The sequence below is a fragment of the Pandoraea terrigena genome, from assembly GCF_902459705.1.
In the GTDB taxonomy this organism is placed as follows: domain Bacteria; phylum Pseudomonadota; class Gammaproteobacteria; order Burkholderiales; family Burkholderiaceae; genus Pandoraea; species Pandoraea terrigena.
On the sequence record NZ_CABPRU010000001.1, the window covers coordinates 1 to 23,227 of the forward strand.

Annotated in this window: 20 protein-coding genes; 7 read left to right on the top strand and 13 right to left on the bottom strand. The window is 63.6% G+C overall.

Translation table 11 applies throughout. The features are described 5' to 3' along the window. A partial coding sequence (locus PTE31013_RS24990; RefSeq protein WP_217426209.1) for a hypothetical protein occupies positions 1-242 on the top strand: 242 nt, incomplete at its 5' end. 194 nt (positions 243-436) lie between these two features. Next, positions 437-715, top strand: coding sequence for a hypothetical protein (locus PTE31013_RS00005; RefSeq protein WP_150610801.1), 279 nt, complete (start codon positions 437-439; stop codon positions 713-715). Positions 716-878: 163 nt separating this feature from the next. Here PTE31013_RS00005 and PTE31013_RS00010 read toward each other — a convergent pair whose 3' ends face one another. From PTE31013_RS00010 to PTE31013_RS00070, 13 genes are all read right to left on the bottom strand, one after another. Then, positions 879-1,625: an ABC transporter ATP-binding protein gene (locus PTE31013_RS00010; protein WP_150610802.1), complete on the bottom strand. Its 747-nt coding sequence runs from the start codon at positions 1,623-1,625 to the stop codon at positions 879-881. Further along, on the bottom strand, positions 1,625-3,421 hold the full coding sequence (locus tag PTE31013_RS00015; protein ID WP_150610803.1) for a branched-chain amino acid ABC transporter ATP-binding protein/permease: 1,797 nt from the start codon (positions 3,419-3,421) through the stop codon (positions 1,625-1,627). Before PTE31013_RS00015 ends, PTE31013_RS00010 begins: the two co-directional genes overlap by 1 nt. A gap of 18 nt (positions 3,422-3,439) precedes the next feature. Next, complete coding sequence (locus PTE31013_RS00020) at positions 3,440-4,495, bottom strand: branched-chain amino acid ABC transporter permease (RefSeq protein ID WP_150610804.1); 1,056 nt, start codon at positions 4,493-4,495, stop codon at positions 3,440-3,442. A gap of 191 nt (positions 4,496-4,686) precedes the next feature. Continuing rightward, positions 4,687-5,187, bottom strand: coding sequence for a homoprotocatechuate degradation operon regulator HpaR (gene hpaR / locus PTE31013_RS00025; protein WP_150610805.1), 501 nt, complete (start codon positions 5,185-5,187; stop codon positions 4,687-4,689). Positions 5,188-5,442: 255 nt separating this feature from the next. Continuing rightward, positions 5,443-6,588 (bottom strand): ABC transporter substrate-binding protein, encoded by a 1,146-nt coding sequence (locus tag PTE31013_RS00030; RefSeq protein WP_150610806.1) that lies wholly within the window; start codon positions 6,586-6,588, stop codon positions 5,443-5,445. Between the two features lie 230 nt (positions 6,589-6,818). Next, the gene (locus PTE31013_RS00035) at positions 6,819-7,601 is read right to left on the bottom strand and encodes a TSUP family transporter (RefSeq protein WP_150610807.1); all 783 of its coding nucleotides are present in this window, start codon (positions 7,599-7,601) and stop codon (positions 6,819-6,821) included. A gap of 449 nt (positions 7,602-8,050) precedes the next feature. Next, positions 8,051-9,058 (bottom strand): branched-chain amino acid ABC transporter permease, encoded by a 1,008-nt coding sequence (locus PTE31013_RS00040; protein ID WP_150610808.1) that lies wholly within the window; start codon positions 9,056-9,058, stop codon positions 8,051-8,053. Between the two features lie 11 nt (positions 9,059-9,069). After that, positions 9,070-9,954, bottom strand: a complete 885-nt coding sequence (locus tag PTE31013_RS00045) for a branched-chain amino acid ABC transporter permease (protein WP_150610809.1) — start codon at positions 9,952-9,954, stop codon at positions 9,070-9,072. Positions 9,955-10,030: 76 nt separating this feature from the next. Next, complete coding sequence (locus PTE31013_RS00050) at positions 10,031-11,230, bottom strand: ABC transporter substrate-binding protein (protein WP_150611536.1); 1,200 nt, start codon at positions 11,228-11,230, stop codon at positions 10,031-10,033. Between the two features lie 76 nt (positions 11,231-11,306). Continuing rightward, a complete protein-coding gene (locus PTE31013_RS00055) occupies positions 11,307-12,068 on the bottom strand; it encodes an ABC transporter ATP-binding protein (protein ID WP_150610810.1) in 762 nt (253 codons plus the stop codon). A gap of 8 nt (positions 12,069-12,076) precedes the next feature. Further along, positions 12,077-12,856, bottom strand: coding sequence for an ABC transporter ATP-binding protein (locus PTE31013_RS00060; RefSeq protein WP_150610811.1), 780 nt, complete (start codon positions 12,854-12,856; stop codon positions 12,077-12,079). A 579-nt stretch (positions 12,857-13,435) separates the two neighbouring features. Next, a complete protein-coding gene (locus tag PTE31013_RS00065) occupies positions 13,436-15,070 on the bottom strand; it encodes a GMC family oxidoreductase (RefSeq protein ID WP_150610812.1) in 1,635 nt (544 codons plus the stop codon). A gap of 166 nt (positions 15,071-15,236) precedes the next feature. Beyond that, positions 15,237-16,745 carry a CoA-acylating methylmalonate-semialdehyde dehydrogenase gene (locus PTE31013_RS00070; RefSeq protein ID WP_150610813.1) on the bottom strand — a complete coding sequence of 503 codons (1,509 nt, stop codon included), beginning with the start codon at positions 16,743-16,745 and terminating at the stop codon, positions 15,237-15,239. A gap of 216 nt (positions 16,746-16,961) precedes the next feature. Here PTE31013_RS00070 and PTE31013_RS00075 point away from each other — a divergent pair, with 216 nt between their 5' ends. The 5 genes from PTE31013_RS00075 (at position 16,962) to PTE31013_RS00095 (ending at position 23,171) form a co-directional block, all read left to right on the top strand. Beyond that, positions 16,962-17,837, top strand: a complete 876-nt coding sequence (locus PTE31013_RS00075) for a LysR family transcriptional regulator (RefSeq protein ID WP_150610814.1) — start codon at positions 16,962-16,964, stop codon at positions 17,835-17,837. A 215-nt stretch (positions 17,838-18,052) separates the two neighbouring features. After that, positions 18,053-19,429 (top strand): class II fumarate hydratase, encoded by a 1,377-nt coding sequence (gene fumC / locus PTE31013_RS00080; protein ID WP_150611537.1) that lies wholly within the window; start codon positions 18,053-18,055, stop codon positions 19,427-19,429. A 38-nt stretch (positions 19,430-19,467) separates the two neighbouring features. After that, positions 19,468-20,370, top strand: a complete 903-nt coding sequence (locus PTE31013_RS00085; protein ID WP_150610815.1) for a LysR substrate-binding domain-containing protein — start codon at positions 19,468-19,470, stop codon at positions 20,368-20,370. Positions 20,371-20,594: 224 nt separating this feature from the next. After that, a complete protein-coding gene (locus PTE31013_RS00090) occupies positions 20,595-21,875 on the top strand; it encodes an MFS transporter (RefSeq protein ID WP_150610816.1) in 1,281 nt (426 codons plus the stop codon). A gap of 63 nt (positions 21,876-21,938) precedes the next feature. After that, positions 21,939-23,171 (top strand): metal-dependent hydrolase family protein, encoded by a 1,233-nt coding sequence (locus tag PTE31013_RS00095; RefSeq protein ID WP_150610817.1) that lies wholly within the window; start codon positions 21,939-21,941, stop codon positions 23,169-23,171. The last annotated feature ends 56 nt before the right edge of the window (positions 23,172-23,227 follow it).

The window sequence follows — 23,227 nt, forward strand, 5'->3', positions numbered from 1 at the left end:
ATCACCGGCACCCCGACTGCGCTCCACTTGAAAGTCGCTCCGTCAGGGTACCGGCAATCTCCGCCAATCCATTGCCCGAGCAAAACCCTCGCGCAGTCGCCGAGCGTGTTTCACGTGAAACGTTGTTGGGTCGGATCGCCCCCCTCTTCGATTCATCGCCGTGGTGGCGATTCGCCCGAAAAACCATCGCGCAGTCTTCGGGGGTGTTTCACGTGAAACGTTATGTGGTTGCTCTCATCTGATCGTCTTGGGAAATGTATCGTCCGCCGTCTATCGCTACGTCGCTCGCAACGACGTTAATGCCGGCTGGGGCGGGAAGTCGAATGTAGCGGCGGCGGAGATTGGCGGTGCCCGGACGGAGCGACTTGTCGGTCGAGCGCAATCAGGGTGTACCGCCACGCCCCACTGCATGGACGGATGAGCGCACGACACCTGATTGCAAGGACGTGCCGTTTCTGCCTATCCCGTTCCCCTCACCTTCTACGCGAAACGAAAACTGCTCTACGAAATCGAAAGCGGCGGCCGCGTCGCCAGCATTGCAGGCAGATTATCCACATGCATCCGTCTCCCCACGGATTCCATTTCGGGAATTTGCTTTTCTGTGGATAACCTCAAATGTCATTTCCTCGAGATTCTCGAAAATATCGCGGAACCCCTTATTGCGGCGGTGCGCCATAGATTTTGTGTCATCGCAAATATCCACAAGCAACTGTGAATAAGTGGCTCCGCCAATGTCACCGATGGTGCCCTCTCCCCGTCCAAAGAAATAGGGGGCAGATACCACCGGATGGCCGACATGTGCGAACCCCCGCGCAACAAAAAAGCCCGCCAAACTGGCGGGCCTTCCCGTACGACACGAACCCAGCAGGCAACGCCCGTCAGGCAGCTTTCTTCGCCAACCCGAGATACGTTTCGATGACCTTGGGATTGCTGGCAAGCTCTTGCGCCGGCCCTTCCAACGCCAGCTCGCCGGTCTCGATCACGTAGCCGTAATCGGCCACCTGCAACGCCGCGCGAGCGTTCTGCTCAATCAGCAGCGTAGCAACGCCGGTTTTCCGCAAGTCGCTGATGATATGGAAGATTTCCTTGACGATCAGCGGCGCCAGCCCCAGGCTCGGCTCGTCGAGCATCAGCAACTGCGGCTTGGCCATCAACGCACGGCCCACGGCGAGCATCTGGCGCTCGCCGCCCGACAGGGTCCCCGCCTGCTGCCCGCGGCGCTCCTTGAGGCGCGGGAACAGCGCGTACACGACTTCCATTTGGTCCAGGAAGTTCTTCTCCCCCGCCCGCTTGCGGCGGTAGGCCCCCAGCAGCAGGTTGTCTTCAACGGTCATTGTCGAGAACAACTCGCGCTTTTCCGGCACCAGGCACATCCCGCGTGCCACGCGGGCTTCGATGCCCAGCGCCGACATCTCGTGACCGAGATAGGCCACGCTCCCACGGCTGGAGCCGTTGTGCGGCAACGCCCCCATGATGGCGTTGAGCATGGACGACTTGCCCGCACCGTTCGGACCGATCACGGTGACGATCTGGCCCGCCCCTACGCGCAGATGCGCACCATGCACCGCTTCGACTTTGCCGTACGCCACGGCGAGGTCCTTGACCTCCAGAATCGCGTCTGCCATCACTCCACTCCTCCCAGGTACGCCTCGAGCACCGCCGGGTTCTTCTGCACGTCTTCCGGCAGGCCCTCGGCGATCTTGGTGCCGAACTCCATCACGACGAGGTGATCGGTCAGGTTCATCACGAAGTCCATGTCGTGCTCGACGAGCAGCACGCTCATCCCTTCGTCCTTGAGTTTCTTGAGCAGATCGCCCAGCGCCTGTTTTTCCTTGTAGCGCAGACCGGCCGCCGGCTCGTCAAGCAACAGCAACGTGGGATCGCAAGCCAATGCCCGTGCAATTTCCAGGATACGTTGCTGGCCCAGCGCCAGACTACCCGCCTCGTCGTACATGTGCGCCCCGAGACCCACGCGCTCGATCTGCCGCTTGGCTTCGTGCAGCAGCATCGCTTCTTCCTGACGATCGAGACGCAGCACGCTGGACCACACGCCGCCCTGAGGGCGCCGGCGCAGCCCGTTCTTGTCTCGCAGATAGGCGCCGATCGCCACGTTCTCGAGCACACTCATCTGTGGCATCAAGCGCACGTGCTGGAACGTCCGGCCAATTCCGCGCTTGACGATCTCGCGCGACGGCAGCCGATCGATTCGCTCGCCAAGGAAGGAGATCTCGCCGCGGGTGGCCTGCAAGACACCGGTCACGAGGTTGAAGGTGGTCGATTTGCCCGCGCCGTTCGGCCCGATCAGGCCCACGATCTCGCCGGCTTTGACCTGGAACGAGACGTCGTTGACCGCCACGAGACCGCCAAACTCCTTGCGCGCCTTGTCCAGCGTCAGCACCACTTCGCCCACCGCCGGCTTCGCGCGATGGCCCAACGCTTCGGCCTGCTCCGGCGCCTTCGCCACACGACGCGCCGGGAAGATCTTGCCCAGGAACGGCCACACGCCGTCGCGCGCGTATTGCAGCAGCAACACCAGCAACACCCCGAAGACGATGGTCTCGAAATTGCCGTTCGCTCCCAGCAACATCGGCAGAATGTTCTGGAGGTAGTCCTTGAGCACGGTCAGGATCGCCGCACCGAGCACCGCACCCCATACATGCGAGACGCCCCCCACCACCGCCATGAACAGGTATTCGATACCGTGGTTCAGGTTGAACGGCGTCGGGTTCACCGCGCGTTGCAGATGCGCGTACAACCAGCCCGAAATGGAGGCAAGTACGGCGGCGTACACGAACACCACGACTTTCATCCACGCGGTGTTCACCCCCATCGCCTCGGCCATTACGCCACCGCCCTTGAGCGCGCGAATGGCGCGGCCCGGACGCGAATCGAGCAGGTTCTTGACCGACACCACCGCCAGCACCACCACGATCCAGATCAGGTAGAACATCTGGCGCCCACTCGCCAATTCCATCCCAAACAGGCTGATGGTCGGGATGTCGTTCAGACCGTCGTACTTGCCCAGGAACTCGAGGTTGCCGAACAGGTAGTACAGTGCCAGACCCCACGCAATGGTGCCCAGCGGCAGGAAGTGGCCGGACAGGCGCATGGTGATCGCGCCGATGACGAGTGCCGCCGCCGCCGTGATCACCACACCGACGACCAGGCCGAGCCATGGCGACGCGCCATAGGCGGTCGTCAGATAGGCGGTCGCGTAGGCGCCCAGGCCGACAAATGCGGCCTGTCCGAACGATGTCATCCCCGCTACGCCCGTGAGCAGCACGAGCCCAATGGCCACAATGCTGTACAGGCCAATGTAGTTGAGCAGCGTGACCCAATATTCAGGCAAACGCACGGGGGCAGGCAGCACCGGCAACACGGCCAGTACGACCAGGAAAATCAGGAAGTATTTGTTTTTCATTCTGTGGTCCGCCCCGGCTTATTCCTCGTCTTCTTCTACGTGCTTGCTGGTCAGCGACAGCCACAGCAGCACGGGAAGGATCAGCGTGAAGACGATGACCTCCTTGTACGCACTCGCCCAGAACGACGAGTAAGACTCCAGCAGGCCCACCAGGATGGCGCCCAGCGCCGCGACCGGATAGCTCACCAGACCGCCGATGATCGCGCCCACGAAGCCCTTCAGGCCGATCAGGAAGCCCGATTCGTAATAGATCGTCGTGATCGGCGCGATCAGGATGCCGCACAGCACCCCCAGCACGGCCGCCAGCGTGAACGCCAGGCGCCCCGCCTGCACCGTGCCGATGCCCACGAGCCGCGCCCCGAGCCGGTTCACCGCGGTCGCACGCAGCGCCTTGCCCGAGAGCGAGCGGTCGAAGTAGAAGTACAACGCCAGGATCATGACGACCGACACGCCCACCACCCACAGGCTCTGGCCGGACACCATCACGGAACCGATGTTGAAGTTGGCGTCGGAGAACGCCTGCGTGCGCGAGCCTTCCGCCCCGAACATCACCAGCCCCAGCCCCGTCAGCGCAAAGTGCACCCCCACCGACACGATCAGCAGCAACAACGTGCTCGCCTCCGCCAGCGGCTGGTATGCGAGACGATAGAGCATCGGCCCCAACGGCACGACGAGCAGCAGCGTGAGTGCAATCTGCACGAGCATCGGCAGATTCATCGGTGTCAGCGCCCTGACGACGAAGAACGCCGCAATGGGAAACACCAGATACTTGCCCGCCAGCACCGGCAAAAGGCGGCCCGCCAGCTTGCGACGCTCGCTATGACGCAAGACGCCAGCCGTCTCCACGATGAACGTGCACACGCCCATCGCCACGAGCAGCCAGCTCGTGAGCGGAAACTTCTGGGTTTGCAGTGCCGCCAGCGTAAGCGCACCGTACGACACGAACTCGCCCTGCGGAATGAAGATGACGCGGGTGACGGAGAACACCAGCACAAGCGCCAATGCCAGCAAGGCATAAATCGCACCCGTGGTGATGCCGTCCTGCGCCAGGATGGCTGCAATCGAAAGATCCATGCTCCTCTCACTTCGTTTGAGTACTTCTTGAACCGGCTGGCGAGACAGCCGGTGTGATGCACGGCGCAGCGCGCTGCCACCCCGTTCCCCTTCGCTTCGATAACCCCCCGCAATTCCCGTGCGGCAGCGTTAAGAATTATGAATTGTATAAATGATTATGCATTGGTAAAACCCGGGCGACTACTGAGACGTCATTCGCCTGCCTTTCGGCGGCGCCGCGGCTTGGCCGGCAAGGACGGCGCATCGGCCAGTACCTCCGGCGGCAGCGCTTCGCGCACGATATCGAGCAGCCGGTAGATCTCGGCCAGCGTGTCGTGCCCGACCTTGTCTTCCAGATAGCGGTAGCGCGCCTCGACCAACGGACCGAACTTCTTGCACAGCGCGCGGCTCGATGGCGTGAGCGACACCATCACGCGGCGCTGATCGACAGCCACCCGGCGGCGCATGATGAGGCCGGCCACCTCCATCCGTTCAAGCATGCCGGACAGGCTCGGACTGAGAATGCAGCACTCCCGCGCGACCTGCCCGATTTCCATTTCCCCGGATTCGCTATCATTGATGGCCCGTATGACACGCCATTGCTGCTCAGTGATGTCGTACCGATTGAGCAACGGCCGGAACAGGCCCATCACCGCTTCACGCGTCTGTAACAGGACCAGGGATAGGTTGCGGTGTTCGAATTCACCCGTCATGGATTTACGCTCGAAAGGATCGACCGGCCAGCCCCCGCGGCGGCGATCAGGTTGGGACAATGCGGCCTCTCAGGTACCGCCCGCAAATGCATGTCCTGCCGTCTCTTCGCGAAGCGCGAAACTACCACGCTCAAAAAAAACGGGCGCGAACGCCCGTTCTTCCGGCCCGGTCGGTCCAACCGGGCGCAGATACCGCAGATCCATCGGAGGTGACAGCGGGGCATGCCTGCGTGCTATAGGCAGCCCCGGCGCACATCAGTTCGCCAATTTCCACTTGCCGTTGACGATTTCCACCATCACGCGCGAACGCTGGTCCAGACCGTTGTGGTCCTTCGCGCTCATATTGAAGATACCGGCGGTACCGGGCATGTCCTTGACGTTCTCCAGTGCCTCGCGCAATGCGGCACGGAATTCGGCCGTGCCCGGCTTGGCCTTCTTCAGCGCGACCGGAATGGCGTGCTGCAGCAGCAAACCGGCGTCCCAGGCGTGACCACCGAAGGTCGAGATCGAACCCGCACCGTAGGCCTTCTCATAAACGGCCTTGTAGGCGGCAGCCGACTTCTTCACCGGATTGTCGGCGGGCAGTTGATCGACGACGAGCAGCGGGCCGGCAGGCAAGTACGTGCCCTCGCAGTCCTTGCCGCAAACGCGCAGGAAGTCGTTGTTGGCCACCCCGTGGGTCTGATACAGCTTGCCCTTGTAGCCGCGCTCCTTGAGCGTACGTTGCGGCAGCGCAGCCGGCGTGCCCGAACCGGCGATCAGTACGGCATCCGGGTTCGCCGCCATGATCTTGAGCGCCTGGCCCGTCACCGAGGTGTCGGCACGATTGAAACGCTCATTGGCCACGATCTTGACCTTTTTCAGATCGGCCGCCTTCTGGAACTCCCGGTACCAGCCCTCGCCGTAAGCGTCCGAGAAGCCGATGAAGGCGACCGTCTTCACGCCGTTGTCGGCCATGTGCTTGGCGATGGCGGTGGCCATCAGGATGTCGTTCTGCGGCGTCTTGAACGACCAGGCACGCTTGGCATCCACCGGTTCGACGATGGCAGCGCCCGCCGCCATCGAGATCATCGGGGTATGCGTCTCCGCGGCCACATCGACCATCGCCAGGGAGTTCGGCGTGACCGTCGAGCCGAGCACGGCGTCAACGTGATCTTCGCTGATCAGCTTGCGCATGTTCTTGACAGCGGTCGTCGTGTCGGTCGCGTCGTCGAGCAGGATGTACTGCACCGACTGACCCGCAATCGTCTTCGGCAACAGCGAAATGGTGTTCTTCTCGGGAATGCCCAGCGAAGCCGCCGGACCGGTCGCCGATAGCGACACGCCAATCTTCACCTGGGCGCTCGCCAGGCCCGTGGCCAGCATCATCGCCGACGCCACGCACAGCAACTTCAGTTTCATTTGGGTCTCCTCACAAAAATGTTGAATTCGTTGTTCTGACCATTGCTCAACTCTTTGGCCCGACATTAACCGACCGCGCAGTCGGCAAATTGTCGCCCATCTTACGGGCACCGGCGCCTTCTCGTAAAGTGCGGTTTCCCCACCTGTGGCTTCGATCCCAACGGACCACCCCCACACAGCGCCTTGGCGTCGCCTTCAGCCGCGAGCGCGTTCCCCTGCCCGGGCGCTCGTCAGCCGCGCAAAAACGCGTCATAGCCGGTCTTCACGATCAGCACGGCGAGCACACCCAGGAACATCCGTCGCACGAAACCGACGCCATACGTGAGGGCAAGCCGGCTGCCGACCTGGCTGCCCAGCACGTTCATGACCGCCATGCCCAGCCCCACCTGCCACGCGACGTGCCCTCCCATGCCGAACAGCCATAGCGCGGCCAGGTTGGTCGCCACGTTCACGATTTTCGCCGATGCCGAGGCGTTGACGAAGTCCTGCCCGAACCACCGGACAAACACGAAGACAAGGAAGCTGCCCGTGCCGGGGCCGAAGAAACCATCGTAGAAGCCGATGGCACCGCCCACGCCAATGGCCATGAGGGTCACCCCTGCCCCGCCCCTCACAGGGGCGTGAACGGTCCCGAAATCCTTTTTGCGCAGTGTGTAGATGGCCACGCCCGCCAGCACGAACGGCAGCAGCTTGCGAAGCACGTCGGCCGGCATGTAGGTGACGGCATATGCGCCGCAAAACGAAAACACGAAGGCAGCAACGGTCGCCGGCAGCAGAATGGTCCAGCGCAGCCGAATGCCGCGTGCGTAGCGCAGCGCGGCCGACGCCGTGCCCCAGATGCCGGCCAACTTGTTGGTGCCGAACAGCAAGGGCGGCGACGCGTTCGGGAAGACAGCGAAAAGCGTCGGCACGGAGATCAGCCCGCCGCCCCCGACCACTGCGTCGACCAGGCCAGCCAGGAACGCCCCGCCCGCGAGCATCAGCAAATCGGTCAACGTCCAGCTCGTCAACATTCCGTCCCCTTGTCGGCGATCAGGCGTTCAGGTGTTTGGGGGGGACGTGCACCGGTCGGCAGGGTGAAATTCCCGGCCAGGGCGCGTGAAAGTGCGGAATACGGGGACGTGACGGTGGCAAGACATGCGACCCGCATTGTCAGACGGCAAGAATCGGGCATCGGCGGGGCATCGGCGGATGACGGCCTCGCGCAACGGCGAAGCCCAATATAAAAAGCGCTGTTGGAGTTTTCTCCAACAGCGCTTCCTTTTGGCGGTGCGCGTTTTCGCGCTTATTGTCTCCTCGATCCTCGCCCCTATATCCTGCCGTGACGCGAACTGTAGGAGAGAATAAAGGAGCCCCCGATGCACCACAAGTCAGCATTTACCCCTACGAATTAGGCATTTTCCGACATGCGTGCGCCAGGGTGATGTACGGGCGCCCCAGGCCGGTGCACCCGCACACCCCGTCAAGAAGGTTGCGCCGTCGTGCGCGTGGTACGGAATAGCCGGCTTCGCGCCACCAGTTCGCCCACCAGTCCGCGCCGGAAGGACAGCACGCAGATGATGAAAATCGCACCGATGACGATCGTCACCGACTCGCCGAGCGTCTGGAACCAGGTCACCCCCGTGGCCGTCGCGAGCCAGTCGCCGATGTCGCCGAGCTTGTTCTCGAGCACGACGATGATCACAGCACCGACCACCGGCCCGAACATCGTACCGAGCCCGCCCACGAGCGTCATCAGGATGACCATGCCCGACATCGTCCAGTGCACGTCGGTCAGCGTCTCGAAGCCGAGCACTAACGTCTTGGTCGAACCGGCCAGTGCGGCGAGCGTGGCCGACAGTACGAACGCCATCAGCTTGAAGCGATCGACGTCGTAGCCAAGCGAAATCGCGCGCGGCTCGTTCTCCTTGATCGCTTTGAGCACCTGACCGAACGGCGAATGCACGATACGCATGATGAGCAGGAAGCCCAGCGCGCAAATGGCCAGCACCACGTAGTACAGCGTGAGGTCGGAATCGAGCGGCAACATGCCGAAGAGACTACCTCGCGGCACGCCTTGCAGGCCGTCCTCCCCTCCGGTAAACGGGGCTTGCAGGCACAAGAAGTACAGCATTTGCGCCAAAGCCAGCGTAATCATCGCGAAGTAGATGCCCTGGCGCCGGATCGCCAGCAAACCGATGACCAGGCCCAGCACCGCGCCGGCCGCCACGCCCGCGAGAATGCCGACTTCCGGCGTGAATCCCAGATTGCGCACCACATAGCCTGTCACGTAGCCCGCGCTGCCGAAGAACGCCGCATGACCGAACGACAGCAGTCCCGTAAAGCCCAGCAGCAGGTTGAAGGCACAGGCGAACAGTGCGAAGCACAGCACCTTCATGATGAACACCGGATACGCGCCGGCGAACGGCGCGGCGATCAGCGCAAGCAGCAGAAGGGAATAAAGCACCCGTTGTTGCGTCTCTTGTTGCATGATTCTGCCCCTCACTTTTGTTTGCCGAACAGCCCTGCTGGGCGCAGCAGCAACACGATCACCATGATGACGAACACCACGGTCGCGGACGCTTCCGGATAGAACACCTTAGTAAAGCCCTCGACGATGCCGAGCATCAGACCGGTGAGAATCGAGCCCATGATGGAGCCCATGCCACCGATCACGACCACCGCGAACACGGTGATGATCATCGACTGCCCCATGAGCGGCGAGATCTGGATGACGGGCGCGGCGAGCACCCCCGCGAACGCGGCAAGCGCCACCCCGAAGCCATACGTCAGCGTGATCATGAGCGGGACGTTCACACCGAACGCTTCCACCAGCTTCGGGTTCTCGGTGCCTGCGCGCAGGTATGCGCCGATCTTGGTCTTCTCGATCACGAACCATGTGGAGAAGCACACGATGAGCGAGGCCACCACCACCCACGCACGATAGTTCGGCATGAACATGAAGCCGAGATTCGTCGCGCCGGAGAGCACGTCGGGGGCGTCGAAGGGCTGACCCGATACGCCGTAGATCGACCGGAAGACGCCCTCGAGCACGAGCGTGATGCCGAACGTCAGCAACAGGCCGTACAGGTGATCGAGCTTGTAGATCCAGCGCAGCATGGTGCGCTCGATCACGATACCGATGATGCCCACCGCGACGGGGGCGAGGATCAGCATGGCCCAGTAATTGAGCCCGAGATAGTTGCCGCCCATCCAGGCAAGCATGGCGCCCAGCATGAACAACGCGCCGTGCGCGAAGTTGATCACGTTGAGCAGGCCGAAAATCACCGCCAGGCCGAGGCTCAGCATGGCATAAAACGAGCCGTTCACCAGTCCCAGCAGCAGTTGGCTCAACAGCGCCGGCAGGGGGATGCCTAGTAATTCCATCGAAATCGATTCTCTGCGAGAAAGGTCGCGACGGGACACTTGTCCCGCCGCTTTCGGTGCATCGTGCTAACGCTGCTTACTTCTTAAAAAGCGGACAGGTCGATTCTTGCGGCGTGGTGAATGCCTTGTCACCCGGAATCGTGGCAACGATCTTGTAGTAGTCCCACGGCGCCTTCGATTCCTGCTTCGTCTTGACCTGCATCAAGTACATGTCGTGGATCATGGTGCCGTCCTTGCGGATGTAGCCCTTGCTGAACATGTCGTCGATCTTGATCTTGTGCAGTTCGTCCATCACCTTGTCGGCGTCGGTGGTGCCTGCGGCCTGCACCGCCTTCAGATAGGTCATCGTGGCCGAATAGTCGCCGGCCTGCAGGCTCGACGGCATCTTCTTCATCTTGGCGAAGTAGCGCTTGGAGAAGGCGCGCGTCTTATCGTTCTTGTCCCAATACCAGCTATCGGTCAGGTACATGCCCGCGGTGTTATCCAGCCCCAGCGAGTGAATGTCGTTGATGAACACGAGCAGACCGGCGATCTGCATCTTGCCCTTGATGCCGAATTCCTTCGCCGCCTTGATGGCGTTGACCGTGTCGCCGCCGGCATTGGCCAGACCCAGCACCTGCGCGCCCGACGACTGCGCCTGGAGCAGATACGAGGAGAAGTCCGAGGCTGAGAGCGGATGGCGCACCTCGCCCTTCACCGTGCCGCCGTTGGCCTTGACCACATCGGCCGTGGCCTTCTCCAGCGCGTGGCCGAACGCATAGTCGGCCGTCAGGAAGAACCATGACTTGCCGCCGGCCTTCACGACGGCCGAGCCGGTGCCGCGCGCCAGCGCAACGGTGTCATAGGCATAGTGCACGCCATAGGGCTGGCACTGGGCGTTGGTGAGGGCATCCGAGCCGGCGCCGACGTTGATGTAGACACGCTTCTTCTCGGCCGAGACCTTGTTCATCGCCAGGCCGGTTCCCGAATTCGTGCCGCCGATCAGCATGTCGACACCGTCACGGTCGAACCATTCGCGCGCCTTCGACGCCGCGACGTCCGCCTTGTTCTGGTGATCGGCCGTGACCAGCTCGATCGGCTTGCCGAGGACCTTGCCACCGAAGTCGGCGATGGCCATCTTGATGGCTTCCGCCCCGCCCGGCCCGTCGATGTCGGTGTATAGGCCCGACATATCGGTAATGAAACCGATCTTCACGGCATTGCCATCAGCATGGGCCTGCGAGGCCATGGCCGCAAAACCAAACGCAGCCGCAACGGCCAACGCCTTCATCCGCATTGTCATCTTTGTCTCCTTCGTGGATTTGATCGTCTGGATGCATCGCCCGGCACGCCCGCGCGCCGGAAAACTCACCTCATACGCCCAACAACTCGTGCAGCACCGGCATCTTCGTTTCCAGCTCCGGAGCGCCGAAGCGCTCCACGATCTTGCCGTGCTCCATGACATAGAAGCGATCGGCCAGCGGAGCCGCAAAACGGAAATTCTGTTCCACCATCACGATGGTGTAGCCCCGCGCCTTGAGCGTGGTGATCATGCGTGCCAATGTCTGCACGATCACCGGCGCGAGACCTTCGGAGATCTCGTCGAGCAGCAGCAGGTTTGCGCCGGTGCGCAGAATGCGCGCCACCGCCAGCATCTGCTGTTCGCCGCCGGACAGTCGCGTGCCGGGACTGTGGCGGCGCTCCTTCAGGTTCGGGAACATGTCGTAGATTTCGTCGAGCGACATCCCGCGCCCGCCGTCATCGCGACGATTGCCGCGCATGCCGATGTATGGCGGCAGCAGCAGGTTTTCCTCGCACGACAGGCTCGCGAAAATGCCCCGCTCCTCGGGGCAGTAGCCTACGCCGCGGTGCGCAACCTTGTAGGTCGGCAGGTGAATGGTCTCTTCACCGCCGATGCGAATCGATCCCTGACGCTGCCCGGTCAGGCCCATGATCGCGCGCAGCGTAGTGGTGCGTCCCGCGCCGTTGCGTCCCAGCAGCGTGACGACCTCGCCACGGCCGACCGTCAGATCCACGCCGTGCAGGATGTGCGATTCGCCGTACCAGGCCTGCAAACCTTCGATTTCGAGTGCGGGCACATTCGCGCCACCGTTACCGCCGCCATTGCCGTACATAGACGTCCTCACCCGTGCGCTCCCTGCAATTCGCCGTCCGCGGTGCCCATATAGGCTTCCATCACCTGCGGATTCTTCGAGACTTCCTGATACGGACCTTCGGCGAGCACCTCGCCGCGCTGGAGCACGGTGATGGTGTCGCAAATCCCCGCGACCACGTTCATGTTGTGCTCGACCATCAGGATCGTGCGACCCGCCGATACTTTCTTGATGAGTGCGGTCACACGATCGACGTCTTCATGGCCCATGCCTTGCGTGGGCTCGTCGAGCAGCATCAGTTCGGGTTCCATAGCAAGCGTGGTGGCGATTTCGAGGGCACGCTTGCGCCCGTAGGGCAGCTCCACGGTCAGGGTGTCGGCGAATTCGGTCAGGCCGACTTCGCCGAGCAGTTCCATCGCACGGACATCGAGCTGGTGCAGCGAGCGGCTGCTTCGCCAGAAGTGGAACGCGGTGCCGAGGTTGCGTTGCAGTCCGATGCGCACGTTCTCTAGCACCGTGAGGTGCGGGAACACGGCAGAGATCTGGAACGACCGGATGATGCCGCGGCGCGCGATTTCCGCGGGGGCTTCCCGGGTGATGTCTTCGCCGTTGAACGTGATGGCGCCGGCGCTGGGCACGAGGAACTTGGTGAGCAGGTTGAAGCAGGTGGTCTTGCCGGCGCCGTTCGGCCCGATGAGTGCATGAATGGTGCCGCGCGCGACGCGCAGGTCGACACCGTTCACGGCGGTGAAGCCACGGAACTCTTTCGTGAGTCCGCGGGTTTCGAGAATGTAATCGTTGTTCGCCATGTCTCCTGCCACATTCCTGGTTGGCGGTGCGAGGCTGGGCAATTGCCAACCGCCTCGGCACCATCGTCTGTGACAACCGCAAGGCAGGCCGACACGCTGTGGGTGGCGTCGTCGGCGAAGTACCTCGCGTCCCGCGCGTGTCTCCGAATTCTTGGTCCGTTCGCGCTGCGAGAACCGTTATTGTGTGTGGTTTGCTGCAACGCGATCATTGGGATTTGCACTAGGCTTCGCGCCTGTCGAGACGCGCATGCGCACTCGCTTTGGAGACCCTTCGATCCTGTCGCGCGCACGTCCCGAACCCCTTGTGGCATAAGGCTTTTGCCGCGCTCGCAAATTCGCCTCCGGCCGCATTTCGCGATGCCCCGCCGTCGTTCGCGCCACCAACATTAGGTATTACTACGTAAGTTATAGGGTAAATATCCGGAAATCCGGAAAGCGTGGCGGACGCCGGCATCATCGGATTTTCGCCCAACTACGCCGCGTCGCTTCGTGACAGCATCGAACGCTTTCGCCGAAAGAGGTTCGAAATGCTTAGCGCGCAAGTCCTTTGGCTCGCCAGCGTGCTGATCGCGTGCTCGCTCACCGCCCTGCTTTACGCGCCGCGCGAATCATGTCGCTCGCGCGCTCGGCAATCATGATCGTCGGCGAGTTCGTGTTGCCCGACGTGATCACCGGCATGACCGACGCGTCGACCACGCGCAGGTTCTGCACGCCGCGCACCCGCAACTGCGCATCGACGACCGCCTGGGGATCGTTGGCGCGACCCATGCGACATGTGCCCACTGGATGGAAGATCGTCGTGCCGATGTCACCCGCCGCGCGCATCAACTCCGCGTCGCTCTGGAATGACGGCCCCGGCAGATACTCACGCGGTTCATAACGCGCGAACGCGGGTGCGCCTACGATGCGACGCGTCAACTTGATCGCCTCGGCCGCCACGCGCAAGTCCCCCTCCGTCGACAGATAATGCGGCGCGATGCTCGGGGCAACACGCGCGTCTGGTGACGTCAGATGCACGTGACCGCGCGACGTCGGCCGCAGATTGCACACCGACGCCGTGAACGCATTGAACTTGTGCAGCGGCTCGCCAAAGCGCTCAAGCGACAACGGCTGCACGTGATATTCGAGATCGGGGCGCGCCACATCCTCGCGACTTCGCGCGAACGCTCCCAGTTGCGACGGCGCCATGCTCATCGGCCCACGCTGCGCAAACGCGTATTGCATGCCGATCTTCAGCTTGCCGAACAGACTATTGGCCGTGAGATTGAGCGTCGTCACCCCGCGCAGCTTGTACACCGTGCGCAATTGCAGATGGTCTTGCAGGTTCTCGCCCACGCCCGGCAAATCCGAGACGACGTCGATGCCGAAACCGCGCAGACGTTCACCCTCGCCAATGCCCGAAACCTCCAGCAGGTGAGGCGAATTCACTGCCCCCGCCGCGAGAATCACTTCGGCGCGCGCCTGCACCGTGAAATCTTCATTGCCGCCGCGATACGCCACGCCAGTACAACGCGTGCCCTCGAACAGCAAGCGACTCACACTCGCGCCCGTGATGATCGTCAGGTTCGGCCGCTGCGACGCCGGACGCAAGAAACCCTTCGCCGCGCTCCAGCGCACACCGCGTCGCTGGTTCACTTCGAAATAGCCGATGCCGAAGTTGTCGCCGCGATTGAAGTCGTCCGTCTTGGGAATGCCAACCTGCTCGGCGGCATCGGCAAATGAATCGAGCACGCGCCACGACAGGCGCTGCTTCTCGACTCGCCACTCGCCCCCGCTGCCGTGAAACTCGGTGCCACCCTTGTAGTGATCCTCGCTGCGCCTGAAAAGCGGCAGCACGTTGTCCCACCGCCAGCCGTCGTCACCGGTCGCGTCGGCCCAAACGTCGTAATCCTCGCGCTGCCCGCGCATGTAGATCATGCCGTTGATCGACGAACTGCCGCCCAGCACCCGCCCGCGCGGATACGCGAGCGAACGTCCGTTCAGCCCCGCCTCGGCCTGGGTGCGATACAGCCAGTCGGTGCGCGGATTGCCGATGCAATAGAGGTAGCCGACGGGGATGTGAATCCAGTGATAGTCGTCCTTGCCGCCTGCTTCGAGCAGCAGCACGGTGACGTCGGGATCCTGCGTGAGGCGATTGGCCAACACGCAGCCGGCTGAACCGGCCCCCACGATGATGTAATCGAAGCGCTCCGGCTTCGCTGCCTGCTTGTTCATTCCCGCCTGTCTCCGTCGATGGCGCAGCACTCGCCATGGTGCGGTGCCAACGCTGGTGCGGCACCCGAGTGGGGTGGACTGTTGCCACCCGCGCCGGGTTCATTTTTGTCGTCAGGTCCATCACCCGGCGCAGCCCCTCGGGCGCGCCGGAACGCATGACACTTGCTTACTTCGCCACCGGCATCGTGAACTCCGCCCCCTTGGCGATGCTGTCGGGCCAGCGCTGCATCACGCTCTTGAAGCGCGTGTAGAACCGAACGCCTTCCTCGCCATACGCGTGATGGTCGCCGAAGAGCGAACGTTTCCAGCCACCGAACGACTGCCACGCCATCGGCACCGGAATCGGCACGTTGATGCCCACCATGCCGACCTTCACCTGACGCGAGAACGCGCGCGCCACGCCACCGTCGCTGGTGAAGCACGAGACGCCATTGCCGTACTCGTGCCCATTGACCAGTTCGATGGCCGCCGCCAGGTCCGGCACACGCACCACCGCCAGCACCGGCCCGAAGATCTCTTCGCGATAGATCGTCATCTCGGGCGTAACGTGATCGAACAGCGTCCCGCCGAGGAAGAAGCCCTGCGCGTGGCCCGGCACCTGCAATCCGCGGCCGTCGACCAGCAGCGTGGCGCCTGCGCTCACCCCATCGGCAATATAGCCCTCGATCTTCGCCTTGTGCGCGCCGGTGACGACCGGCCCCATTTCCGATGCCTCGTCGACCCCCGGCCCCACGCGCAACCCCTTCACGCGCGGCACCAGCGCATCGACGAGACGATCCGCCACCTGGCCCACGGCCACCGCCACCGAAATCGCCATGCAGCGCTCGCCAGCCGACCCGTAGGCCGCACCGATCAGCGCGTCGACCGCCTGATCGAGATTCGCGTCGGGCATCACCACGAGATGATTCTTCGCACCGCCCAGCGCCTGCACCCGCTTGCCGTGACGCGTGCCTTCGGTATAGATGTACTCCGCTATCGGCGTCGAGCCGACGAACGACAGGGCGTCGACGTCCGGATGCGCCAACAGCGCATCGACCGCGACCTTGTCGCCCTGCACCACGTTGAACACGCCATCGGGCAGCCCCGCTTCGCGCAGCAACTCGGCCATCAACAGACTGGCCGACGGGTCGCGCTCGGACGGCTTGAGCACAAACGTGTTGCCGCAGGCCAGCGCCATCGGGAACATCCACATCGGCACCATCACGGGGAAGTTGAACGGCGTGATGCCGGCACACACCCCAACGGGCTGACGCAGGTGCCAGTTGTCGATACCGCCGCCAATGTTGTCGCTGTGCTTGCCCATGAGCAGCGCCGGCGCACCGCAGGCGTACTCAACGACTTCGATGCCGCGCGTGACTTCGCCGCGCGCGTCGGAGAACACCTTGCCGTGTTCGCGCGTGATGATGCGCGCCAGTTCGTCCTGATGCTCGTCGAGCAACGCCTTGAACTTGAAGAGCACGCGAGCGCGCTTGAGCGGCGCCGTCTCCGCCCACGCGGGCAGCGCCGCCTTGGCCGCCGCCACGGCGGCATTCACGTCGTTGACGCCGGCCAGTGCCACGCGCGCACTCACGACGCCTTGCGCCGGATCGAAGACGTCGCCAAAACGCTCGCCGTCGCCCGCCACACGCCGACCGTTGATGAAGTGTTGCACCGTCGGAATATCAGCATTGCTCATGTTTATCTCCCCGGAATCCAGCCAAGTCCGCGACACGGCCACTCCCCTGTTTCGCCAAACGCTCGCCCACGGCTCACGCCACGTTAAGGCCTTAGCGTACTGCGCCGTCCCTGCGCAATCCAATGAGAAATTATCAAAAGCAATATAAGATCTGCTTATGTAATGCTCCCTATCCCGAGAACACACGCAGCGGGCATCGCCCGAGAGGGGTCAAACATGGAACTCGCGCATCTTCGCGCTTTCGTCGCCATCGCCCACGAGGGCAACCTCACGCGGGCGGCGCAGCGCCTGCACCTGACGCAACCGGCGGTCAGCCTGCAGGTCAAGGCGCTCCAGGAAGCGTTGCGGCTGACGCTCTTCACGCGCACGGCGCAGGGGCTGACGCTCACGCGCGACGCACAGGCCCTGTTGCCGCTGGCCGAGCGCATACTCGCCGCGCTGGCCGATCTTCAGCAGGCGGCCGGTGCGATGCGCGACACGGTGCGCGGACGGCTGCGCATCGGCACGATTCTCGATCCCGAATTCACCCGGCTGGGCGCTTTTCTCAAGCGCCTGGTCGAGTCGTATCCGCAGATCGAGACGGCCCTGCATCAAGGCATGTCCGGTTCGGTGCTGCAACAACTGGGGCGCGGCGAGCTCGATGTCGGCTTCTATCTTGGCCTACCCGACCCCGAGCGCTTTCACGCCATCACGCTCACACCGTTCTCGTATCAGGTGCTGGCGCCGGCCGGCTGGCGCGAGCGCGTGGCCCGGCGTGGGTGGCGTGAACTCGCCGCGCTGCCGTGGATCTGGACACCCCCCGAATCGGCCCACAACCGCCTGCTCTCGGCACAGTTCGGCGCATTGGGGGTGTCGCCCACGAAGGTCGCGGAAGTGGATCAGGAGCCGTCGATGCTCGATCTGGTGAAGTCCGGCGTCGGACTGTCGCTCGTGCGCGACTCCATCGCGTTGCGCGAGGCGCACGCCCACGGCCTGGTGATCGCCGATGGCGTGACCGTGCCAACCGAACTCACGTTCGTCGTGCTGGCCTCGCGACGTGACGAACCTGCCATCGCCGCCGCATTGCAATTGGTGGCGGCGGTATGGGCCTGAGCGCCGGCCGCGGCATGCCATCGCGCGAAGCCCCCGGTTTGCGCGATGGCGCATAATTCAGGCCCAGGGCGTTCGGGCACCAGATCATCGAAATGCCCCACCTCCGCCAGGCATTCCCGCGCCGTGGCGCATCGCGGCACATGCTGCCCTGCCAGAGGTTTGCGAAAGCCCTAGAATTCAAGTCTGTCTTCGAGGAGTCGATCATGTCTGTGAGAATGGAACGCGATACCTTCGGCGAAATTGCGGTGCCCGCCGATCGTCTCTGGGGTGCGCAAACGCAGCGCTCGCTGCAGAACTTCAAGATTTCCACCGAGAAGATGCCGCGCGAACTCGTGCGCGCGCTCGCTCGCGTGAAGCGCGCCGCCGCCGAGGTCAACAAGGGCCTGGGCGTGCTCGACGCCACGAAAGCCGACGCCATCATCCAGGCCGCCGACGAAGTCATCGCCGGCCAGCATGACGACGAATTCCCGCTGGCCGTGTGGCAAACCGGCTCGGGCACGCAGTCGAACATGAACATGAACGAAGTGCTCGCGAACCGCGCCAGCGAACTGCTCGGCGGTGTACGCGGCGAAACGCGTCTCGTGCATCCCAACGACGACGTGAACAAAGGCCAGTCGTCGAACGACGTGTTCCCGACGGCCATGAGCGTCGCCGCCCTCGACGCCCTCGTCAACCATCTCAAGCCGAGCATCGGCCAACTGCGCGACACGCTCGCCGCCAAGGCGCGCGCCTATGACGACATCGTCAAGATCGGCCGCACGCACCTCCAGGACGCCACGCCGCTCACGCTCGGCCAGGAGATCTCGGGCTGGGTCGCGCAGATCGACCACGGCCTGAAACACGTCGACGCCGCCCTGCCCCATGTGGCGGAACTCGCGCTTGGCGGCACGGCGGTGGGCACGGGCCTGAACGCGCATCCGGCATTCGCGAAGCAAGTGGCTGACGCGCTCGCGCGCGACACCGGCCTGCCGTTCGTCACCGCGCCGAACAAGTTCGAAGCGCTGGCGGCCAACGACGCCCTCGTCAACGCGCACGGCACGCTCAAGACGCTCGCCGCCAGCCTGATGAAGATCGCCAACGATGTGCGCTGGCTGGCCAGCGGCCCGCGATGCGGCATTGGCGAGCTGATGATCCCGGAAAACGAACCGGGCAGCTCGATCATGCCGGGCAAGGTCAACCCGACCCAGTGCGAGGCGATGACGATGCTGTGCGCCCAGGTGCTGGGCAACGACGTGGCGATCAACATCGGCGGCTCGATGGGCAACTTCGAGCTGAACGTGTTCAAGCCGATGCTCGTCCACAACTTCCTGCAAAGCGTGCGCGTGCTGGCCGACGGCGCAGTGAGCTTCAACGACAACTGCGCCATCGGCATCGAACCGAACCGCGAGCGCATCGGCTCGCTGCTCGAAGCGTCGCTGATGCTGGTGACCGCGCTCAACCCGCACATCGGCTACGACAAGGCCGCGCAGATCGCCAAGAAGGCGCACAAGGAAGGCACCACGCTCAAGGTCGCCGCCCTCGCGCTGGGCCACGTCACGGCCGAGCAGTTCGACGCCTGGGTTCGCCCCGAGCAGATGGTCGGCAAGCGCTGATTGCGCGCGAGCCCTCACCCTTCACCTCGTCGCCGCGCATGCCCATCTCGCCGTTGCCGCCGCTGCATTGCCTGATTGCTTTCGACGCTGCCGTGCGGCACGCGAGCTTCACCCGGGCCGCGGTCGAGCTCAATCTCACGCAGAGCGCCGTCAGCCGGCAAATCGCGCAGCTCGAGGAATTCCTCGGGCGCGCGTTGTTCACGCGCGAGCATCGCACGCTGCGCCTGACGGTGGCCGGGCAACGCTACGCGGAACAGATCCAGCGTCTGCTCGGCGAGTGCGCCGAAGCCACCGCCGACCTGATGAAACGGCGCGGCGACCTGGAACTCACCGTGGCCTGCTCGTCGGGCGTCGCCGTGTTGTGGATGACACCGCAACTCACGCGATTTCGCGCCGCGCACCCGGATATCAAGATCCGCGTGATCGTGAAAGACGGCATTACGTCGCTGTCCGCGTCGGAGTTCGATCTCGGTGTGTATTACGTGCGTAACGACCTGCCCCCGGACTTCGCCGGTCGACGGCTCTTCGACGAGGAAGTATTTCCCGTGTGCTCCCCCGCCTATCTGCGCGGACGCCAGCTCACGCCGGCCGATCTCGTCAGCGAGACGCTACTCTTCATCGAAGACGGCCAGCGCAAGTGGATGTCATGGCCCGACTGGTTCGAGCTGCAAGGGGTCAACACGCCGAAGTTTCCGCGCATGGTGAGCGCGAATTACTATCCGCTACTCGTGCAGATGGCCATCGCGGGCGGCGGGCTGGTCATGGGCTGGCGTCACATGATCGATTCCTGCCTCGATGCCGGCCTGCTCGTGCCCGCCTGCAATGCGTCCGCCAGCCTGGGCGGCGGCTACTACCTCGTGTGGCCTGCCGATCGCCATGAGCATGCCGCAGCGCGAATTTTCCGCAACTGGATCTACGCGGAATCTCGTTTCCCTTCATAGCGATTAGGTGACTTGTCGGAAGTTGCCATGCGCTGCACGCATGACAACATGCGGAATTTTCGTTTGGCCTGTCATTTTGTCTGAACTACTTTGTGTCCTATCCGCGCACGTTTGCCGGTCCCGACGGGAGCGCTGACGTGATCCGACATAAAAGCAGGCGTATTACCGGCATGACGTGGTCGCAAGGCACGCAACGGACGCCACCCATTCTCCGGGAGACTCAGATGCAGGCGACCTTAGCAGTGCCTCAACAGAACCTGGCCCGCCAGCGCCGTCACGCGATCGTGGCGACGGTAATCGGCAATGGTCTCGAGTGGTTCGACTTCACCGTCTACAGTTTCTTCGCGGCCATCATCGCGAAACAATTCTTCCCCACCGGCGACGACCTGTCGTCGTTCCTGCTGGCCGTGGCAACGTTCGGCGTGGGCTTCTTCATGCGCCCGGTCGGCGGCATCGTGCTCGGCATCTATTCCGACCGCGTGGGCCGCAAGGCGGCCCTGTCGCTCACCATTTTGCTCATGGCCGCCGGCACCGCGATGATCGGGCTGGCCCCGACCTATGATCAGATCGGTCTGGCAGCCCCCCTCATCATCGTGCTGGCGCGTTTGCTGCAAGGCTTCTCGGCCGGTGGTGAAATGGGCGGCGCAACGGCCTTCCTGACCGAATACGCGCCCGCCAACCAGCGCGCCTACTATTCGGCCTGGATCCAGTCGAGCATTGGCTTTGCCGTGTTGCTTGGCGCCGCCGTGGGCACGTTCGTGACCACCGAGCTGGATCACGCGTCGCTCGTGTCGTGGGGCTGGCGTGTGCCGTTCCTCGTCGGCATGCTCATCGGACCGGTCGGCTTCTACATCCGTAGCAAGATCGACGAAACGCCGACGTTCCAGCATGCCGAGAAGTCCGATACGCCGTTGCGCGACGTGTTCTCGCAGTATCCGCGCGAGACCCTCGCCAGCTTCTCCATGGTCGTGCTGTGGACGATCTGCACCTACGTGCTGCTGTTCTACATGCCGACGTATGCCCAGCGCGTGCTCAAGCTGCAGGCGTCCGAGGGCTTCACGGCCGGCATGGTCGGCGGTGCGATGATCCTCGTGTTCGCACCGGTCGTGGGACGTCTGGCAGATCGCTACGGCCGTCGGCCGTTCCTGTCGGGCTCGGCCCTGCTGATCCTGCTGCTCGCGTGGCCGATGTTCACGTACCTGAACGTCGCGCCGGGCCTGCACTCGCTGCTGACGTTCCAGATCGTGTTCGGCCTGCTCATCGCTTGCTATACCGGTCCGATTCTCGCGGCGTTCTCCGAGCTGTTCCCGGCGAAGGTGCTCTCGACGGGGCTGTCGGTGGCGTACAACTTCGCGGTGACGATCTTCGGCGGCTTTGCCGCGCTCATCATCACGTGGCTGATTGCCCGCACGGGCAGCAACATGGCACCGGCCATCTACGTGATCGTCGCGGCGGCCATCAGCCTCGTCGGCACGTGCTTCGTGAAGCCGCTGCCCAAGGCCTGAGTCCCCTGTTGTCAAGGCGCGCCCTCACCGGCGCGCCTTTTGCATTTTTCAAGGAATCCCCCCATGTCCGTTACCCTGCTTCGCGGCGGCAATGTGCTCGATGCAGCCGCCGGCCGTCTGCTCGAGCGTCACGATGTCGTTATCGACGGTGATCGCATTACGGCCCTTAGCGCGACGCCGCTCGACATCGACGGCGCGACGGTGATCGACGTCACCGGCAAGACCGTCATGCCCGGCATGATCGACTGCCACGTGCACGTGCTCGCCTCGCATCCGAACCTCGGCACGAACGCCAGCCAGCCGAACGTGCTCACCGTGCTCAAGTCGCTGCCGATCATGCAGGGCATGCTCAATCGCGGCTTCACGACCGTGCGTGATGCCGGCGGCGCCGACTGGGCGCTGCAACAGGCCATCGAGCAGGGTGTGATTCCGGGGCCGCGCATTTTCCCGTCGGGCAAGGCGCTCTCGCAGACGGGCGGGCACGGCGACTTCCGCCCCCGCAGCGACATACTGGAGCCGTGCTCGTGCGCGTTTCGCGCGGGTGCGATCGGGCGCGTCGTCGATGGCGTCGATCCGATCCGCCTCGCCGTGCGCGAAGAGATTCAGAAGGGCGCGACGCAGATCAAGCTGATGGCCTCGGGAGGCGTGGCGTCGCCGGTCGATCCCATTGCCAACACCCAATATTCGGAAGACGAGATCCGTGCGGCGGTCGCCGAAGCCGAAGCGGCGCAAACCTACGTGATGGCCCACGCCTACACCCCGCGGGCAATAGCCCGCGCGGTGCGCTGCGGCGTGCGCACCATCGAGCATGGCAATCTGTGCGACGCCGAGACCGCGACGCTCATGGCCGAGAAAGGGGCCTATGTCGTGCCGACGCTGGTCACCTACGATGCGCTGGCAAAAGACGGCGCGTCGCTGGGCCTGCCGCCCGAGTCCGTGGCGAAGGTGGAGAGCGTGCAGCGCGCCGGTCGCGAATCGCTCTCGATCTATCGCGACGCGGGCGTGAAGATGGGCTTCGGCTCCGACCTGCTCGGCGACATGCATAAGTACCAGTCCGACGAACTGACGATCCGTGCCGACGTACTGGGTGCCGCCGAGACGCTTCGCTCGGCGACGGTCATCGGCGCGGAGATTCTGAATCGCGCGGGCGAGCTGGGTGTGATCGCACCGGGCGCGCTGGCCGACGTGCTGGTCGTCGATGGGAATCCGCTCGAATCCATCGATGTGCTGACGGGCCAGGGCGAAAGCATTCGCTGGGTCTTCAAGGACGGGAAGATCGCAAAGCAGCCGCAATGATCCCACGGCGATGAAAAAGCAGCCCACCTTCGGGCTGCTTGCTTACGCCTGGCAAT

Coding starts and splice junctions, on each gene's coding strand:
- hpaR (WP_150610805.1), bottom strand. CDS start 5,187: ATGACGGGTGAATTCGAACACCGCAACCTATCCCTGGTCCTGTTACAG.
- PTE31013_RS00050 (WP_150611536.1), bottom strand. CDS start 11,230: ATGCGGATGAAGGCGTTGGCCGTTGCGGCTGCGTTTGGTTTTGCGGCC.
- PTE31013_RS00045 (WP_150610809.1), bottom strand. CDS start 9,954: ATGGAATTACTAGGCATCCCCCTGCCGGCGCTGTTGAGCCAACTGCTG.
- PTE31013_RS00035 (WP_150610807.1), bottom strand. CDS start 7,601: ATGTTGACGAGCTGGACGTTGACCGATTTGCTGATGCTCGCGGGCGGG.
- PTE31013_RS00060 (WP_150610811.1), bottom strand. CDS start 12,856: ATGGCGAACAACGATTACATTCTCGAAACCCGCGGACTCACGAAAGAG.
- PTE31013_RS00085 (WP_150610815.1), top strand. CDS start 19,468: ATGCCCATCTCGCCGTTGCCGCCGCTGCATTGCCTGATTGCTTTCGAC.
- PTE31013_RS00010 (WP_150610802.1), bottom strand. CDS start 1,625: ATGGCAGACGCGATTCTGGAGGTCAAGGACCTCGCCGTGGCGTACGGC.
- PTE31013_RS00095 (WP_150610817.1), top strand. CDS start 21,939: ATGTCCGTTACCCTGCTTCGCGGCGGCAATGTGCTCGATGCAGCCGCC.
- PTE31013_RS00030 (WP_150610806.1), bottom strand. CDS start 6,588: ATGAAACTGAAGTTGCTGTGCGTGGCGTCGGCGATGATGCTGGCCACG.
- fumC (WP_150611537.1), top strand. CDS start 18,053: ATGGAACGCGATACCTTCGGCGAAATTGCGGTGCCCGCCGATCGTCTC.
- PTE31013_RS00065 (WP_150610812.1), bottom strand. CDS start 15,070: ATGAACAAGCAGGCAGCGAAGCCGGAGCGCTTCGATTACATCATCGTG.
- PTE31013_RS00070 (WP_150610813.1), bottom strand. CDS start 16,745: ATGAGCAATGCTGATATTCCGACGGTGCAACACTTCATCAACGGTCGG.
- PTE31013_RS00020 (WP_150610804.1), bottom strand. CDS start 4,495: ATGGATCTTTCGATTGCAGCCATCCTGGCGCAGGACGGCATCACCACG.
- PTE31013_RS00090 (WP_150610816.1), top strand. CDS start 20,595: ATGCAGGCGACCTTAGCAGTGCCTCAACAGAACCTGGCCCGCCAGCGC.
- PTE31013_RS00075 (WP_150610814.1), top strand. CDS start 16,962: ATGGAACTCGCGCATCTTCGCGCTTTCGTCGCCATCGCCCACGAGGGC.
- PTE31013_RS00055 (WP_150610810.1), bottom strand. CDS start 12,068: ATGTACGGCAATGGCGGCGGTAACGGTGGCGCGAATGTGCCCGCACTC.
- PTE31013_RS00040 (WP_150610808.1), bottom strand. CDS start 9,058: ATGCAACAAGAGACGCAACAACGGGTGCTTTATTCCCTTCTGCTGCTT.
- PTE31013_RS00015 (WP_150610803.1), bottom strand. CDS start 3,421: ATGAAAAACAAATACTTCCTGATTTTCCTGGTCGTACTGGCCGTGTTG.